The 16,347-nt window shown below is 42.4% G+C and carries 15 protein-coding genes, 3 pseudogenes and 1 riboswitch; of the genes and pseudogenes, 12 read left to right on the top strand and 6 right to left on the bottom strand.

The window, feature by feature from the left end:
* The 3 genes from R1Y93_RS01960 to R1Y93_RS01950 form a co-directional block, all read right to left on the bottom strand.
* Positions 1-525: tetrahydrofolate dehydrogenase/cyclohydrolase catalytic domain-containing protein (locus R1Y93_RS01960; protein WP_500821435.1), on the bottom strand; the 525-nt coding region annotated here is incomplete at its 3' end.
* Between the two features lie 54 nt (positions 526-579).
* Positions 580-1,209, bottom strand: coding sequence for a cyclodeaminase/cyclohydrolase family protein (locus R1Y93_RS01955; protein WP_158420436.1), 630 nt, complete (start codon positions 1,207-1,209; stop codon positions 580-582).
* A 52-nt stretch (positions 1,210-1,261) separates the two neighbouring features.
* On the bottom strand, positions 1,262-2,947 hold the full coding sequence (locus R1Y93_RS01950; protein ID WP_368189093.1) for a formate--tetrahydrofolate ligase: 1,686 nt from the start codon (positions 2,945-2,947) through the stop codon (positions 1,262-1,264).
* 142 nt (positions 2,948-3,089) lie between these two features.
* Positions 3,090-3,173, bottom strand: a riboswitch (ZMP/ZTP riboswitch).
* A 228-nt stretch (positions 3,174-3,401) separates the two neighbouring features.
* Between R1Y93_RS01950 and R1Y93_RS01945 the strand changes: the two genes are divergently transcribed.
* From R1Y93_RS01945 to R1Y93_RS01935, 3 genes and pseudogenes are all read left to right on the top strand, one after another.
* Positions 3,402-3,722, top strand: coding sequence for a DUF1700 domain-containing protein (locus R1Y93_RS01945; protein WP_500821434.1), 321 nt, complete (start codon positions 3,402-3,404; stop codon positions 3,720-3,722).
* A gap of 184 nt (positions 3,723-3,906) precedes the next feature.
* Positions 3,907-5,506: pseudogene (locus R1Y93_RS01940) on the top strand (xylulokinase); the annotation flags it as partial.
* 369 nt (positions 5,507-5,875) lie between these two features.
* Positions 5,876-6,345 (top strand): annotated as a pseudogene (locus tag R1Y93_RS01935) (DUF2798 domain-containing protein).
* Positions 6,346-6,523: 178 nt separating this feature from the next.
* Here the strand turns inward: R1Y93_RS01935 and R1Y93_RS01930 are convergent.
* Together R1Y93_RS01930 and R1Y93_RS01925 are read right to left on the bottom strand one after the other, a co-directional pair.
* Complete coding sequence (locus R1Y93_RS01930; RefSeq protein WP_500821433.1) at positions 6,524-7,789, bottom strand: hypothetical protein; 1,266 nt, start codon at positions 7,787-7,789, stop codon at positions 6,524-6,526.
* Between the two features lie 177 nt (positions 7,790-7,966).
* Positions 7,967-8,179, bottom strand: a complete 213-nt coding sequence (locus R1Y93_RS01925; protein WP_500821432.1) for a hypothetical protein — start codon at positions 8,177-8,179, stop codon at positions 7,967-7,969.
* Between the two features lie 434 nt (positions 8,180-8,613).
* On the opposite strand from R1Y93_RS01925, the gene R1Y93_RS01920 reads away from it, so the two are divergent.
* From R1Y93_RS01920 to R1Y93_RS01895, 6 genes are all read left to right on the top strand, one after another.
* Positions 8,614-8,832: a helix-turn-helix transcriptional regulator gene (locus R1Y93_RS01920; protein WP_500821431.1), complete on the top strand. Its 219-nt coding sequence runs from the start codon at positions 8,614-8,616 to the stop codon at positions 8,830-8,832.
* Positions 8,833-9,026: 194 nt separating this feature from the next.
* Positions 9,027-9,263: a hypothetical protein gene (locus R1Y93_RS01915; RefSeq protein WP_500821430.1), complete on the top strand. Its 237-nt coding sequence runs from the start codon at positions 9,027-9,029 to the stop codon at positions 9,261-9,263.
* Positions 9,264-9,317: 54 nt separating this feature from the next.
* A complete protein-coding gene (locus R1Y93_RS01910; RefSeq protein WP_500821429.1) occupies positions 9,318-9,473 on the top strand; it encodes a hypothetical protein in 156 nt (51 codons plus the stop codon).
* Positions 9,474-9,488: 15 nt separating this feature from the next.
* Entirely contained in the window at positions 9,489-11,957 is a 2,469-nt protein-coding gene (locus R1Y93_RS01905; protein WP_500821428.1) for an LPD16 domain-containing protein, read from the top strand.
* Positions 11,954-12,172 carry a transposon-transfer assisting family protein gene (locus tag R1Y93_RS01900; RefSeq protein WP_500821427.1) on the top strand — a complete coding sequence of 73 codons (219 nt, stop codon included), beginning with the start codon at positions 11,954-11,956 and terminating at the stop codon, positions 12,170-12,172. The genes R1Y93_RS01905 and R1Y93_RS01900 overlap by 4 nt, the downstream gene beginning before the upstream one ends.
* A complete protein-coding gene (locus tag R1Y93_RS01895) occupies positions 12,160-12,492 on the top strand; it encodes a DUF3846 domain-containing protein (protein ID WP_500821426.1) in 333 nt (110 codons plus the stop codon). The genes R1Y93_RS01900 and R1Y93_RS01895 overlap by 13 nt, the downstream gene beginning before the upstream one ends.
* Here the strand turns inward: R1Y93_RS01895 and R1Y93_RS01890 are convergent.
* Positions 12,467-14,068, bottom strand: a complete 1,602-nt coding sequence (locus R1Y93_RS01890) for an LTA synthase family protein (RefSeq protein WP_500821425.1) — start codon at positions 14,066-14,068, stop codon at positions 12,467-12,469. The two genes, R1Y93_RS01895 and R1Y93_RS01890, sit on opposite strands and share 26 nt — an antisense overlap.
* 584 nt (positions 14,069-14,652) lie before the next feature.
* Here R1Y93_RS01890 and R1Y93_RS01885 point away from each other — a divergent pair.
* The 3 genes and pseudogenes from R1Y93_RS01885 to R1Y93_RS01875 form a co-directional block, all read left to right on the top strand.
* Positions 14,653-15,660 (top strand): annotated as a pseudogene (locus tag R1Y93_RS01885) (ABC transporter permease).
* A 7-nt stretch (positions 15,661-15,667) separates the two neighbouring features.
* Positions 15,668-16,012, top strand: coding sequence for an ATP-binding cassette domain-containing protein (locus R1Y93_RS01880; protein WP_500821424.1), 345 nt, complete (start codon positions 15,668-15,670; stop codon positions 16,010-16,012).
* Positions 15,948-16,347: ATP-binding cassette domain-containing protein (locus R1Y93_RS01875; protein ID WP_500821422.1), on the top strand; the 400-nt coding region annotated here is incomplete at its 3' end. The genes R1Y93_RS01880 and R1Y93_RS01875, both read left to right, overlap by 65 nt.

Here is a 16,347-nt window from a genome sequence, read left to right as displayed (position 1 = left end):
TCCTGCCGGTTTTCCAACAACAAGGCTTCTTCCGATCACAACTGCTTTCTTGCCTGTGCAGTCAATGCCATAATGATCCAGGATCTCCATGCATGCCTGTGGTGTACATGGCGGGAAGCCAAGCTTCTTGCCTGTAAATACGCCTGACATGGAAAGATCTGTCATACAGTCAACATCTTTCTCCGGTGCAAGTGCATTCTCGATCACTGCCTGATCCAGATGCTTTGGAAGAGGACGGAATAACAGAACGCCATGGATCTTGTCATTTTTATTTACATCATCGATCACTTTCAGCAGTTCTTCCTGAGCCACATCCTCCGGAAGAAGGATCTTCTCACATGCAACTCCAAGAGTTTCGCACCTTTTTGTTGCGCCTCTCTCGTAGGAAATATCACTTGGATTCTCACCTACACGGATAATGCACAGAGTAGGATTTACACCTTTTGCCTGAAGAGCTGCCACATCTGCTTTAATACGCTCATTTAATGCAGCAGTTACTTCTTTTCCTAATAACTGTTTTGCCATTTTGATTATCTCCTTGTATTATATAAATTAGATGTTGGGGTCAAAAGCCCCCAATTATTTCAGTCTGGCAAGCACACTGTCAAAAGTCTCATCTGCAAGCTTTGTGTATTTCTCAAGCATTGCATCTGCTTTTGCATTCAGCTCTTCTGCATATGCACGGTCAGCCATAGATTTTGTATTAATATATACATTCAGGCTTGCTCCTTTTAAAGCTGCCTTACAGAAGGTAGCTGCAACACCGGCATCGCTGATCGCCAGCTTGGAACCTTTTGCTGCAAACTCTTTGATCAGATCCAGTGCCTCACAGCATTTTTCCATGATCTCCATAGGTACAGAGCAGGCATCCTTTAATACGATGGCCATAACTCTTGCTTTCTCAGCTTTCTCTTCTTCTGTCTCTTTGGGCATGCCGTACGCTTTTGATAATGGCTCAAAAACCTCTGCATCTCGCTCGATCAGACGAAGGAAATCCTTCTGAAGCTGATCACATTTGCCTTTCAGCTCCCACATTTCCTCTTCTACATCTGCATATTTTTTCTTGCCTACAGTCAGGCTGCCCACCATGTTGCCAAGAGCTGTACCAACAGCTCCCACAAGGGCTGATGCTCCGCCGCCGCCTGGAACCGGAGCCTTGGAAGCTAATACTTCCACGAATTCAGTACATGTACTGGTTGAAAAACCCATCTTCTTGTTCTCCTTTGCCTTTAGATTATTCCCATATTATTCCTTTTTGACTTTAGAATAATCCGGTGATCTTTCCTGTCTCGTCTACGTCGATCTTCTCAGCTGCCGGTACCTTGGGAAGTCCTGGCATGGTCATGATCTCGCCGGTAAGTGCTACGATGAAGCCGGCACCTGCAGAAATCTTCAGGTTACGTACTGTTACCTCAAAGTCTGTAGGAGCGCCAAGCTTGGTCTGGTCATCTGTCAGGCTGTACTGTGTCTTAGCTACACAGATCGGGCAGTTGCCAAAGCCAAGAGCCTCTAACTGTTTTGCCTGCTTCTGGGCATTTGCTGTAAGAACAACTCTCTTACCGCCATAGATCTTCTGAACGATCTGGTTCAGCTTGTCCTCAATGGAACCTTCCAGCTCATAGGAATATGTAAAGTCGTTTGGCTCATCACACAGACGAACTACTTCCTCAGCCAGCTTCAGACCGCCTTCGCCGCCCTTTGCCCATACTTCGGAAAGTGCTACGTTTACGCCAAGTTCTTTACATTTTGTTTCTACAAGATCAAGCTCTGCCTTAGTATCTGTTGGGAATGCGTTGATAGCTACTACGCATGGCAGCTTGTATACGTTGCGGATATTGCTTACATGTTTCAGAAGGTTGGGAAGACCTTTCTCCAGTGCTTCCAGATTCTCATTGTTCAGATCAGCCTTCGGAACACCGCCATTGTATTTCAGTGCACGTACAGTGGCTACGATCACTACTGCGTTTGGCTTCAGGCCTGCCATACGGCATTTGATATCCAGGAATTTCTCTGCACCAAGGTCAGCACCAAAACCAGCCTCTGTGATGGTGTAATCAGCCAGCTTTAAGGCCATTTTTGTAGCAGTTACAGAGTTGCATCCGTGAGCGATGTTTGCGAATGGTCCGCCGTGTACGATTGCCGGTACATGCTCCAGTGTCTGTACAAGGTTTGGCTTCAGGGCATCTTTAAGAAGTGCAGTCATAGCGCCCTCTGCATGAAGGTCACCAGCTGTTACCGGCTTCTGCTCTGATGGTTTGCCATATGTATATCCGATGATGATCCTGGAAAGACGTTCTTTCAGGTCTTTGATGTCACTTGCAAGGCAAAGAACAGCCATGATCTCAGATGCAACAGTGATGTCGTATCCGTCTTCACGAGGCATGCCGTTTGTTCTTCCGCCAAGGCCGTCTACTACGTTACGAAGCTGACGGTCATTCATATCTACACATCTTCTCCAGGTGATCTTACGTGGGTCAATGTTCAGTGCATTTCCCTGGAAAATATGGTTGTCGATCATTGCTGCCAGCAGGTTATTTGCTGCACCGATGGCATGGAAATCACCTGTAAAGTGAAGGTTGATATCCTCCATAGGAACAACCTGTGCGTATCCGCCGCCTGCTGCACCGCCTTTAACACCGAATACCGGTCCAAGGGATGGCTCACGGAGAGCTACCATAACACTTTTGCCCATTTTCTGCATTGCATCAGCCAGACCAACGGTAGTAGTTGTCTTACCTTCACCAGCCGGTGTAGGGTTAATAGCAGTAACAAGGATCAGCTTTCCATTTTCTTTGTCAGATTCTTTTAAAAGATTGTAATCGATTTTTGCTTTGTACTTTCCGTACTGCTCCAGGTATTTGTCATCAATCCCTGCTTTTTCTGCGATCTCAGTGATCGGCTGCATAGTGCACTCCTGTGCGATCTCAATGTCAGTTTTGAATCCCATAAATTTCTCCTCCTGATTCTGAATAAATATTGATAGCCTTCCGGGAATATTCTGCCTTTACTCTCCGGGAACATTGCTGCCGGACCACAGGATGGGTACAATGCCATCATCCTGTTAAAAAAGGGCAGTATCTGATGAGATCAAATACTGCCCAGACGGTCGGCTGTGTCCAACTTCTGAAATCCCTGTGGTCAATTCCACGAATCCGTCAGTATTCAGAAGCTTTTCAACTGATAAAATCACTTTAGCATAAGTAAATGAGATTGTCAAGTATTTATCAATGTTAATTGATAGAAAAATAACAGTTAAATTTGTGCAAAATTCATAAAATGATAAAAAGATTATAGAAATTTTAGAAAAAGTATATAGGATATCCCTGCCCTTTATGATAAAATGAAGCCATGATGTTAGGAAATGCCCCAATTACGATACAGAACGAGAGGTTGGATACAGCATGGATCGAAGAGGATTTTTAGACATTTTACAGAGTCAGCTGACCGGGCAGATGCATGAAGGGAAGATTGCTGCACATTTAAGGTATTATGAGGATTATATACAGTCCCAGGTGATGAAGGGCAGATCAGAGCAGGATGTACTGGACGAACTGGGAGATCCCAGACTGATCGCCAGGACGCTTCTGGATACAGATACGGATAATGGAAATATATCCTATGAGGAGTATTCTACAGAAGATTCTGGTTTTTCCGGGGATAGCTATAGCGAAGACAAGAGACAGGTTCACAGCTTTCAGGATAAGTCCTGGTTTGAGAGCTGATCTCTCTTGTGATCTTTGTGGGGATTTTAAGTGTGCTGATCCGAATGATCGGGCGTATTATGCCGTCTCTTGTCATGATAGCATTAGGGGTATATGTGATATCTTTTTTATTTCGACGGAGATAGGTATTGTCGGATAAGAGGTATGCAGACAGATCAAGAAAGGGAAAAGGGAGGATTTTACAATGAGTATTGCAGAGAACAGGCAGGCAATCCTGGAGGGCAGGACTGCTCTTGGGATTGAGCTTGGGTCTACCAGGATCAAGGCTGTGCTGATCAATGATCAGAATGAGCCGATCGCATCTGGAGGACATGAGTGGGAGAATCATTATGAGCATGGAGTATGGACCTATAGTCTTGAGGAGGTATGGAGCGGACTTCAGGACTGCTATCAGAACCTTCTTATGGATATTAAGGAGAAGTATGGTGCAGGGACAGAGCTTACCAGAACAGGTGCTATAGGTATCAGTGCTATGATGCATGGTTATATGCCTTTTGATAAAGAGGGGAATCTGCTGGTTCCTTTCCGTACCTGGCGCAATAATATTACAGGGGAAGCCAGCGAGAAGCTTTCAGAGCTTTTTCAGTACAACGTTCCCCAGAGATGGAGCATTGCTCATTTATACCAGGCCATTCTGAAAGGAGAGCCTCATGTAAAGGATATTGATTATATTACTACTCTTGAGGCTTACGTGCACTGGAAGCTTACTGGCCAAAGAGTGCTGGGGATCGGGGACGTGGCAGGTATGTTCCCTGTAGACTGTGAGACGAAGGATTATAATGAGACCATGGTCCAGCAGTTTGATCGGCTGGTTCAGCCATATGGATTTGGCTGGAAGCTGAGGGATATTATGCCCAGATGTTTGGTGGCAGGACAGGAAGCCGGCTGTCTGACAGAAGAGGGTGCAAGACTTTTGGATGTGAGCGGCAGATTGCAGGCCGGGATTCCTATGTGTCCGCCGGAAGGGGATGCGGGCACTGGCATGGTTGCCACTAACAGCGTTGCTATGCGCACAGGGAATGTTTCAGCAGGTACTTCGGTATTTGCCTCTATTGTACTGGAGAAGGAATTATCTGCTCCTTATAAGGAGATTGATATGGTTGCCACACCATCCGGACATCCGGTAGCTATGGCACATTCTAATAACTGCACCACAGATCTGAATGCATGGGTAGGTATTTTTAAAGAGTTTGCCCAGGCTATGGGGATGGAAGTGGATATGAACCAGCTTTATGGCACCTTATACAGAAAGGCTCTGGAGGGCGAAAAAAGACGGCGGTGGACTTCTGTCTTACTGTTACTATTCCGGTGAGCATATGACTGGATTTGAAGAAGGACGGCCTTTGTTTGTAAGATCTCCGGAGAGCCATTTTACCCTGGCGAATTTTATGCGCACCAATCTTTACACCTGTCTGGGAGCTATGCGTGTAGGACTGGATATCCTTTTCAAGAAGGAGAATGTGAAGGTGAGCCGTCTCCTGGGTCATGGCGGGCTGTTCAAGACCAAGGGCGTAGGCCAGCAGATCCTGGCAGATGCTGTAGGAGCACCGGTTTCTGTTATGGATACAGCAGGAGAGGGAGGCGCCTGGGGAATTGCAGTTCTGGCATCTTATCTGATCCACAAGAAAGAGCGTGAAACACTGGAGGACTTCCTGGATCAGAAGGTATTTGCAGGGAATATGGGCACCACCCTTACTCCAGATCCGGAAGGTATAGAAGGTTATAATCGTTTCATGGAGCGGTATCTGAAGGGCATTCCGGTGGAGCGGGCTGCTGTGGATTCCGATATCTGGACGGAGGTAGAAGTAATTGCTCGACTTGAAGTTATTTGTTCAGGCCGCATTATTCACAAAGGATATGTTATATATCAGGACTTCGATTTCAGATGTTCCCCGGGCAGTTATTATCACTGTCATTTACCAAGGCTTATTTTATGTGTTGCATTGCTTTGGCATTCTGTTTTTGGGGTTGCATTTTTTTAATTGTCTGGTATAATAATTTCTTGGTAATGTGGCCGACAGGTAACATTGCTGTCTAATCTAATAACAAAACAGCACTGGTATAAAATTGGAAACGACACAAGTGTATGCTTGATAACGAACAACACGAGTGTCTTTTTTGTGCCTCAAAATTAAAAAAAGGAGAACAATTTTATGCCTAAAACAAAGTTTCAAAATGTTATTTTTACTCTCATGATGTCATTCCTTATGGTGTATGCCATGGTTTGCTACAACATTTCCCTGAATATCGGTGGAATGAGTAATCAGGTCTTTCTTATGGCTTTTGGTGAAATGAAGATTATGTGGCCGACTGCATTTGTGCAGGAATTTTTCATTGTAGATAATTTGGCACATAAGCTGGCATTTCGCATTGTAACACAAAAGGACAGACCAATTGCTATTACCATTGCTATTTCTGTTATGATTATCTGTATTATGTGTCCGACTATGAGCTTAATTGCCACAATATTGTTTAAGAATGCTGGCTCCCAGTTTGTTGCTGTGTGGTTACAGACAACCTTTATGAATTTTCCAGTAGCTTTTTCTGGCAGCTCATGTATTGTGGACCATTGATCCGCTTTATTTTTACAAAAGTGTTTCTAGAAAATAAGACACATTTCTGATTTGATGTCAGTCAGATTAGGGATAATCAGTGATATAAAAAAAGATCCTGCACGGAACACAGGGATAATAATCTCTGTACGTGTCAGGATCTTTTAATATTTGTGGGAAAACACAAATATAGTAGTAATCTGCATTATTGCTTATGAATCTATATACTGCATTTCCCTGCAGAAATATTTATTCAGCAGTGTCATCAATTGCAGTATCATCGTCTGCTGCGGTGTTATCTTCAAAAGTATCATCCATAGTGTCAGTATCTGTGGTATCAGAAGAGCCATTTACCAGAGTGTCAAAGAAATCAGCTGGCATACCTGCATCTGTCAGGTTCTGCAGAATGGTATCAAGGCTCATAGAGGAAGCAAATGCATCACCGTCCTCATCATTGTCTACATCATAGATAGGATCCATCTCAGAAGGATCTACAAAGGTCACAGGATCTGCATCATGAACCTGGGCAGACAGGGTTGCCAGAGGAGTGCCGCTCATGGACAGATCCAGTGCAAAGTTCATACCGTCTAAAGTCAGTTTGATACCGAAAGCGCTGACAGTCTCATAAGTAGAATCATCCATGTCGCCCTGGAAAATGGAAAGGTCATAAGAACCATGAACAAGACCTTCGGTTTTCAGGGATTCTGTATCATAGTCTGAAACAGTAACGCCAAGGATCGGCTGAGAGTCAACAGAAAGCTCATAGTAACCATTCAAGGTACCATCTGTTACCTGACCGCTTCCTACGATGTCGATACTGCTGTCGTCCAAACCTGCATGTAAACGGTATCCTGCATTGTCTCCATCTGTTGGGGTCTGATACAGGAAAAATGGATGTGAGCCCTCTTCATCAGCATAGGAAAGCTCATGTCCCACTACATTATCGTCACTGTCAATCCAGATTTTGGAGGTAAAGCTCTGGGTGATATCCTCTGTTGATATATCCTCAGACTGAAGAGCATCCAAAACTTCATCCAGACTGCTCTGGAAATCGTCATATGTATAGTCTGCATCTGGTGCAAGAATAGCTGCAGATTCAAAAAGGGATTTGAAATCTTCATCATCCTTCAGTGCTTCTACTATATCTGTTAAAGCAGGAATAAGATTCTCTCCGGAAATAGTACCTTCCATGGTAGTGCAGTCTACGCTGACAGTATCAACAGAAAGGGTCTCACTTCCGCTTTCTGCTTCTGCTGCGTGATCTACAGCAATAGACAGATATTTATCAATCATATTGGAAATTGTGTCAGCTTCAGGCATGGACTCCTGGAATTTCATCATAGCATCCATGTATTCGGTAAGGTTCTCTGTATCTACCGGAAGATCGTCTGTTACAGAAATACCCAGGTCGTCTGCTGCGTCTTCAGCTGCTTCTGCTTCTTCCTGGGCAGCACTGTTGGCATTGACTTTGATATAACCATCAATAAGTTCCGGAATGCTCATATATATATCCATTGTGGACACATATCCATATACAACTGTGCAGAGCAGATATCTTTGTCGTTTACTTTTAAGGTAAGGTCTTCTCCTAACCTGGATGCTTCAAGGGTAACATCGCCATTAATGCCGATGGAATCCAGCAGGAAAGATCTACAGGTAAAAATGCACTGAGAAGCGACTTCGCCCCATCTTCTAACTTAAGGGAGAAATCCACACCCTGTCCTTCATAAGCTTTTTTTTGCTGTTTTCCAGGCTCTGCCCATAAATTGCACGGAAAGTTTCCAGGGCGTTATCCAGTGCTGAGTTTTCGGCTTCGGCATAGGAATCTGCAGCAAGCACATTGTATGGTACTGCGGAAATGCCAAGGATTGCAGAACAAGAAGCCAATGCTGCTAATTTTCTCATTTTTTTCATAGCTACCTCCGTTTTATTAAACATTGTGTGATGTATTGGCAGAGAACGTCGGTTATGGTCACGGTCTGCGCATTATCTCATGATTGAGTGATGGAATCTGTGTTTTATTTCAGTTTATGCAGATTCATAGATTTATCTTACCATATCTTTGAATTTTATGCTACAGAAAAATCTGTAACAGCTGTCCATAATTATATGGGATAGTTAGATACAAAATGCTGCATAAAGAAACATTTTTAAAATCTTTTTAAAATCTGTTGACAAGTATATTTGTCAATGTTATATTGAATAACAAGAAAAGTTGTCAAAATGACAAAAATACAAGTCATGTATAGAAGACAACAAAAGGAACAAAAGAAACAAAAGAACAAAAGACCAAAAAAAGAACAAAAGACCAACAAAAGAAAAGGAAGGGAGGAATATGAATGCCGTTGGTGAATCACCTGAAGGAACAAAGAGCCAGACTTGGAATCAATCAGGCGCAAATGGGGAAGCTTGCAGGAGTATCCCGACAGACCATCAGCCTGATCGAAAGAGGCGATTATTCCCCATCGGTAACACTTGCCCTGAAGCTGGCACAGATCTGTCAGGTTCAGGTGGAGGATATATTCAGCTATTTGGAGGATGAAGATGAAGGAAGATAAAGTAAATAAAAGAAAGATGAATACCTATTTGAAATATGGGCTGATCATGCTGGCGGCAATGAGTTAGCAGAGAAATACGGTGGAAGTTCTTATGTCATCCCATCTTCTACAGAGGAAGTTCTTACAGTATGTGATTGTGGTGTGGATGAAATTCCAGAGATGAATAGTATGGTTAGAGAAGGTAAATAGTCGGTGTGAGGAAGAAAATCGGCGCAGCTGGGATCAGAGAGTGTTATCACTATGATGCGGATGACCGAATTTTTGAACGAGGTACAAAATATGCAGAACGGAAACAGCAGAAGATTCAAGAATTGGAAAGTGGAAGAGAGGTTACTTTTGTATTGCGTGTTATGAAAGCAAAGGCTCAGAAAATGAATAAAAAAACAAAAAATAATGAGCAGCATAAAAGAAATGATAATTTAAGTTTATAAGAAAGCAATGGAGGCAGGCGAGTTTTCGTCTGCCTTTTTTAGAAAGGTGAGCAGATGAAAAACGAGATTCAGATTGAAAAAAACAATGAAAGTAAAGTGGAAAAGATAAGCAAAGCATACTTTTTACTTTTTATGGAGAAAGCAAAAAATGTAGTAGAACAGAAAAAAGAACCTTCAAAAAGGGAATCTATAAGAAAAAAATTAAAGTAATGGTGGGACGGATACATGGCAGAGACAAAACAACAGCAGGAAATTAAGAAAATTCTGGAACAGCTGGAAGGTGGAGTAAAAGAGTTATTTGAAAGTGATCGCGATAAGGAATTTCTCTGCACTATGGCGAAATTCCATGACTACTCTCTGAATAATACATTGTTGATAGCGATGCAGCGGCCAGAGGCAACTCTGGTCGCTGGTTTTACAACGTGGAAAAATTCATTTAAGCGGTATGTAAAAAAGGGAGAGAAAGGAATCCGGATATTGGCTCCGGCTCCGTATAAAGTGCGTCAGCTCAGAACAAAAATTGATCCGGAGACTCATATGCCTGTTTTGGATCAAAACAAAAATCCAGTTAAAGAAGAGGTAGAGATTAAGATACCGGCATTCAAGATAGCACATGTATTTGATGTGAGCCAAACAGAGGGAGAGGAGATCCCGATGCTTGGAATTGATGAATTGTCAGGGAATATAGAGGGATACGAATACTTGTATGAGGCATTGAAAAGAAGTTGCCCGGTGCCGATTACACTTGAAAACATTACGGGTGGAGCAAAGGGCTATTATCATCCAATAGAAAATAGAATTGCGTTAAAAGAGGGAATGAGTGAAATACAAAATGTAAAAACCCTGATTCATGAAATGGCGCATCAGAAGATACATGCAGATAAAGAAAAAAATAAGGAATTGCACATTGATCGAAATACAAAAGAAGTGGAAGCGGAATCGGTGGCCTATGTTATTTGCCAGCATTATGGCATTGATACATCTGAATATAGCTTTCCTTACCTAGTTGGCTGGTCATCAGGAAGAGAAGTCCCAGAGTTGAGAGGAGCTTTGGAACGGATCAGAAAAGCTGCAGGTGAAATGATCCAAGAAATTGATGAACACAGAAAAGAAATTGAAGAGGAACATGATATGAAGGCAGAACTGGAAAAAACTATGGAAACCGAACCGGAGAAAGAAATTGTTGGATATGTTGAATATGCCAGTGGAGAACAGTTCGAGTATACAGATAAGGATGCCTACATCAGATGTATCCGGGAAGAATTGGAATATTCATCTACATCAGGTTTCCGATATTTTACGCTGTCAAAAGATCCAGAACTGCAAAAAGCTATTGATAATGAAGTTTACAATGTGTTTGGCTTGGAAAATCCACATGAGCTTTCTTATTATCAGCGACAGAATATGGTAGAAAAGCCAAACATTACTTTTTATGTAGCAGAATGTATGGAATTTGTAAGTCTTGGAGAGTACAAAGAAGGACTGACGTTACATGAAGCAATGGATATTTATGAAAAAATTCCTGCAGAACGATTGAATGGTGGAAAGGGGATTGGATTTGATCTACAGGATGACAGCGACTATGCAGGTCGATTCGATTTGATGCAGCAGGGAAAAATTTTGGAAGAGGACATTTACCAGATTAAACATTATCGGGAAAGTTCTCTTGTCAGAAAAGCGATTGCAGATTGTAAGAAGGAAATGGAAGAAAGAGGTTATCTGCAGGAAAAAGAACCGAATACAGCGGCATATAAGGTAGGAGAAGAACATTATCTGTGGATGCATCGGACAGAAGAAGGGGAATGGGACTATTCTCTCTATGATAAAATTTACGATGAAATTGCATCGGGACAGTATGGAAATGAAGAAACACCATTATTGTTAGCCAGAAAAGCGATTTTGGATGAGCAGGGATTTCGGACAGCCAATACATTTGCAATAGATGAAGAGCTGTTGAATAACAAGGTGAGATTTCACGAAGCAAAGAAATTGTATGATGCTGGATATGTGCTGGATGATGGAGTACAGCGTGGTTTAGTTGGTGTCCGGATGGAGGAAGCTTTTTCTGTAGCATATTTGAATGAAAACGATTTTACGGAGCCTCAACTTGAAAAAATTCGATTAGCAGCGGAGAAAGATGTCTGTGTGGATCATTTAATGAATCCAGAATTTTCATCTCGACACATGGATTTCCTGATTGCACAGATGGAAAGAGGCTGTGATGTACGGCATTTTATGCTTGGTAACAAAAGTGTGTCTTTGATAGAAAGGCCATTATCAGACGAAGAAATCAAGGATATTGAAAGACAGATTCTTTATGATGTGACACCCAGAATGTTATATACAAGTGAGCAGTGGGGAGAGATTGAAAGATCTATGCAGAAAAAGTTGGATATTAGTTTAATAGCTAATCCAAATTTAACGGCAGAGCAGATGCGTGAAATCAGGCTTGGCCTGCAGAAAGGATTGAATGTGCAGGTATATGCTGATGCAAATATGTCAGCCGAAGGGATGAAGGAATCTCGAAGACGGTTAGAGCATGAAAAAAAACTTGGGACAGCGGAGAAAGATCAGCTGTCTTTTTCTATGTGTCAGCCTAAAAAGTCGTTATTGGGTAATTTGAGACAGAAGAAGTTGCAGGTTTCAAAACAGGAAAATCAGCAGGTTACTGGGAGGGAGGATCGGTTCAAATGAACAGAATGACAGTTGAGGAAGAGTGTTTAATTGCTTCATGTGATGCAAAGGATCGAAGAGGGATTATACAGGAACTTTTACAGCTTATGCCGAAATGCGATCCAGAAATGAAGAAAGTGGCTTCTGGCGCGATCAATAAGCTGGAACAGATAAATGATGTGGAACTGGTGGAAATTATCAAAGCACAGGAGGAAAATCAAAAATGGGAGAAATGATGAAGGTAGTGATTGTTGAGCCGCAGAAACGGCCTTATGTGAAGGAAATTGAACATACATTGAGAGAACTACAGAGAATTGCAGGGGATACTATTCAGGTTGTATATCCGTTTCATGACCGTGTGGGAATTATTTGTGATGATGAAGGAAAGTTGAATGGAAAGCCTCTGAATAGATGTTTATATGATGATAATGGAAAGCCCTATGATCAGATCAACAGGGATTTTATGCCCTTTTTAGATAGAAAATACAAACAATGCATTGTATTAATGAGAATTAAATATGACATCAGGTTCAATTCTTTCGTGAAACAGCCCTAGGTTTGAACAGAGTCGGGAGAACATCCAGGCTATAGGTTGGCTTGCTGATCTCACATACCAGATCTTTGTACTCATTTTCCAGAGAATCGGACCAGATGAGCCATGAATTGTGGTCCTGCTCCCAGTCATTGGTGTATGTGTAACCATATAAATCAGATACGTAGTCCTGGTCGTTCCCAAAGGTTGCGGTGTTTTCCAGGCCGTATGGATAATGGTCGGCGGTGAGGCAGATTACGGTGTCGTCTGCGATGCCGGCTGTTTCCAGCTGCTCAATCAGGCTGGTCAGCGCCTGCTCAAGCTTCAGCTGATAGCAGAGGTAATAAACGGTAGTGTCCTTATATCGGTCACCTACGATACTACGGACGTATTCTTCGTTTTCGAGAGTTTTTTCGTCATCTGAGGTATAAATACAGTGACCACTGATGGTCATATAGTAGATGCTGAAGGGCTGTTTGTCGATATAGGTTTCCAGTGTCAGATCAAACATGCGCTTATCATCCGGCCACCATCCAGTGAGGTCTTCCAGACCGTTGCCAAGTCCCAGATACTGATCGTAACCAAGATTCTCGTGGGTCAGATTACGGGAGTAATAGTCATAATTGCCATTGTGGTAAGCGCAGCTGTAATATCCCTGACGCCTGAGTTGATTGCCCATGGTAAAATACAGATTATTGTTTTTTACTTCCAGCATGCTTTGGTCCGCGTGCAGCGGAACAAGACCGATGAGAAAGGAATATTCACCGGTGGAGGTACTGCCGCCCCAGTTCGGCTGATAATATTCGGAAAAATAAAATCCTTTATGAGCCATTCGATAGAGAGTAGGCGTCAGCTGTTCGGCGATTACCATGTCAGAGAATGCTTCTGCACAGATCAGGATCAGATTTTTGCCTTTAAAGATTCCGGTATATTTGTTCTGACTGCTGGGAGTAAGGCTTGCTACATAGTCATTGAGCGACCGGATATCTTCATCCGTAGTGGTTGCACTGATTTCATCCAGAGGAAGATTCATTACGTTTTGGTCATAGTTGATCTCCTCAGGGGAGGTTACAGTGCTCCCGGCTGTCTGGGAATCGCTGTTTTGTCCACTCGGATCGGCAGTGGGTGTGCCCGATTCTGTTTCCCCGTCGGATTTGGCTGATTCTGACGGAATAAAGGAATGGGCAGCGTCATTTCCGAAAATAGCATATTTTGCATCCAGTCTGAGACTGGTTATAAGACCAAAATATTCGGTAGCGGTATCAAATTTGTACTGCTTTTTATATTTTAGCGCAGAATTTCCAACATTTGCCACAAGGACGGCCAGAAGCATACATACGACGGAATAAGCGGAAATTTTAACAACACCTGCAGGTTTATAGCGTCTGGCAGGCATATACTTTTTCCCGTATGCGGCATACAGAATGCCTGGCAGGAAAAACAGCACAATGGCTGGCAGTCCGTGAAAAATAGCACGGGAAGCCTCTGCCAGATATGCGCCTGCTACGTCCCCGGCTTCGCTTGAAATCCCGCCAAGAGGCATATAAAACTGAAAACTGCGCTTTACAAGGCACTCCGCAGTAAAGATCAGACCAGTCAAAAATAGAATAACAATCGTGATGATCCGGTTTATTTTATGCGGAAAAAGGGAAGTGATTCCTGCAAAAAAGAATCCGGCTGCCGAGACCGAATAAAATTGGGTAAATAATATGTGAGAACAGTCCGGTGCCGGTGCAGATGCGCAGGACACATTCAAAATAAATCAGCACAACGGGAAACAGATAGAGATGTGGCAGCTGTTTTCATCGAATCTGTGAATGTTTACGCCTGGGAGTAGTATGTGCGGCATGTCGATTATTTTCTTGTGTATTCATTTCTGTCGGTGCATCCTTATCTATTATAAATTAGTAATTATTTTCATATCTACCATTATACTCAGTCAAAAATGCAGGTGCAATTACTATTTCATTTTTTGTATGAAAACATGATTTCCGGCAAATGGAAAGTCGTTTTTTTATGCTTATTTTTAATATTCGCATAAAGCTTTCTGGTGTTTGAAAAATAAATGCCAAAAAAACACCCCCATACCCAAAGTTTTGCACATTGTAAGTAATGACGGTAAAAAATATAATAAAATCACAGAAAAGATATGGAAATCAAGTAGAGAAAGGAGAAACCAATTAAATGGAAAATCAAAATAAGAGAAAGATATTTTTTCGGGAAAATATAAATGAAATTTCCATTGCGGTATTAATCGTCATCTTTCTGATTGCTTCTCCATTTTTATCAGAATACTTTATGACGGTAACCAATATTCTGAATCTTTTGCGGCAGACCGCATATACGGCAATTGCTGCGATAGGTATGTTCTTTGTTATTCTGATTGGTGGAATTGATCTTTCTATCGGGTCGACCATTCAGATCGTTGGAATGGCTTCCATAATCATGTTAAACAATGGATGCGGTGTTGCACCTACAATTATCTGTGTTATTCTTCTTGCTATGGGGTGCGGATTGATTAATGGGCTATTAGTTACTTTTGGGAAACTTCAGCCATTTGTAGTGACTCTGGTAATGAAAGAGATTCTTGCCGGGCTGATACTTGTTATCTCAGGAGCGCAAAGTCTTTCGGGCAAAAATATTCCGAAGGCCTTTATCAATATTGGGACTGGATATATAGGCATAGTTCCGATCCAGGTTGTTATCATGGTAATTGCATTTATTGTTGCATTGTTTGTTATGAGTAAGACTGTATATGGAAGACAGCTTTATGTCACAGGATCGAATGCTCTGGCAGCCTATAACTCAGGTGTAAAGGTTAGTTTTTTTATAGGGTTTCCGCGTATGTATTCTGTTCGCTGTGTGCAGCGATATCGGGGCTTTTGACGGTGACAAGGACCCGCGCGTTGACCATGTACATCTTCGCAGGGGGCAGCTGGCATGGAGATGAATGCGATTGCAGCAGTTGCGCTTGGAGGAGCGTCCCTGGCTGGAGGGACAGGGAGTGTGACAGGAGCTTTGCTTGGCGCGCTTCTTTACGGGCTTCTTTCAAATCTGTTTTCGCTAATAGGCGTCAGCTCTTATTTGCAGCAATTGGTTCAGGGCCTGATTATCCTCTTTGCAGTTATTATTTCAGTGAAAGATAGTTCATCTGCCTTTAACAAGCTTAAGATTTGGATAAGAAGAAAGTAGGGAAATTATGGAAAATGTATTGGAATTAAAGGGCCTTAAAAAAACCTTTGGTGAGACAACCGTTCTGGAAGATGTAAATATAGAATTTAGGGAAGGTGAATTTCATGCACTTGTCGGGGAAAATGGCGCTGGAAAATCCACCATCATAAAAGCTATTTCCGGAGTGCATCAACCAACTGCTGGACAAATTGTATTTCATGGAAAACCTGTAAAGTTTGGCTGCCCTACAGATGCCCAGCGGGCAGGTATAAGTACGCTGTTTTCAGGAGATACAGGAGATTCCGGAAATGACTGTGGCAGAAAATATATTTTTGGGGAGAGAACCAAAACTGCCAGGCGGTATTTTTATTGATAAAGGGAGACTGGTGTCAGAAGCAAAAAAACTTATGCAGGACATGGGACTGTCCATTGATATAACGAAAAAAATGCGGGAATTGCCCGTATCGACAAGAAAAATGGTTGAGATTGCGAGAGCGGTCAATCAGAATGCATCCGTGGTTATCATGGATGAACCGACAGCTAATTTGAATGCAGAAGAGATTAACGCATTGTTTCATATGATTGATATGTTAAAACAAAAACGGACAACGATCATTTATATTTCTCATCGAATGAATGAAATATTTGCTTTGGCCGACAGGGTAACAGTGCTAAGAGATGGGCGCAAAGTAGCGACGTTGAATCATG

The organism is Blautia sp. HA3515 (assembly GCF_059933065.1).
This window is presented reverse-complemented; position numbering and strand designations above follow the sequence as displayed.

What these genes read in the sequence shown, in the direction of transcription:
- R1Y93_RS01955 (WP_158420436.1), bottom strand. Translation starts at nt 1,209, where the DNA reads ATGGGTTTTTCAACCAGTACATGTACTGAATTCGTGGAAGTATTAGCT.
- R1Y93_RS01950 (WP_368189093.1), bottom strand. Translation starts at nt 2,947, where the DNA reads ATGGGATTCAAAACTGACATTGAGATCGCACAGGAGTGCACTATGCAG.
- R1Y93_RS01945 (WP_500821434.1), top strand. Translation starts at nt 3,402, where the DNA reads ATGGATCGAAGAGGATTTTTAGACATTTTACAGAGTCAGCTGACCGGG.
- R1Y93_RS01930 (WP_500821433.1), bottom strand. Translation starts at nt 7,789, where the DNA reads ATGGATATATATATGAGCATTCCGGAACTTATTGATGGTTATATCAAA.
- R1Y93_RS01925 (WP_500821432.1), bottom strand. Translation starts at nt 8,179, where the DNA reads ATGAGAAAATTAGCAGCATTGGCTTCTTGTTCTGCAATCCTTGGCATT.
- R1Y93_RS01920 (WP_500821431.1), top strand. Translation starts at nt 8,614, where the DNA reads ATGCCGTTGGTGAATCACCTGAAGGAACAAAGAGCCAGACTTGGAATC.
- R1Y93_RS01910 (WP_500821429.1), top strand. Translation starts at nt 9,318, where the DNA reads ATGAAAAACGAGATTCAGATTGAAAAAAACAATGAAAGTAAAGTGGAA.
- R1Y93_RS01905 (WP_500821428.1), top strand. Translation starts at nt 9,489, where the DNA reads ATGGCAGAGACAAAACAACAGCAGGAAATTAAGAAAATTCTGGAACAG.
- R1Y93_RS01900 (WP_500821427.1), top strand. Translation starts at nt 11,954, where the DNA reads ATGAACAGAATGACAGTTGAGGAAGAGTGTTTAATTGCTTCATGTGAT.
- R1Y93_RS01895 (WP_500821426.1), top strand. Translation starts at nt 12,160, where the DNA reads ATGGGAGAAATGATGAAGGTAGTGATTGTTGAGCCGCAGAAACGGCCT.
- R1Y93_RS01880 (WP_500821424.1), top strand. Translation starts at nt 15,668, where the DNA reads ATGGAAAATGTATTGGAATTAAAGGGCCTTAAAAAAACCTTTGGTGAG.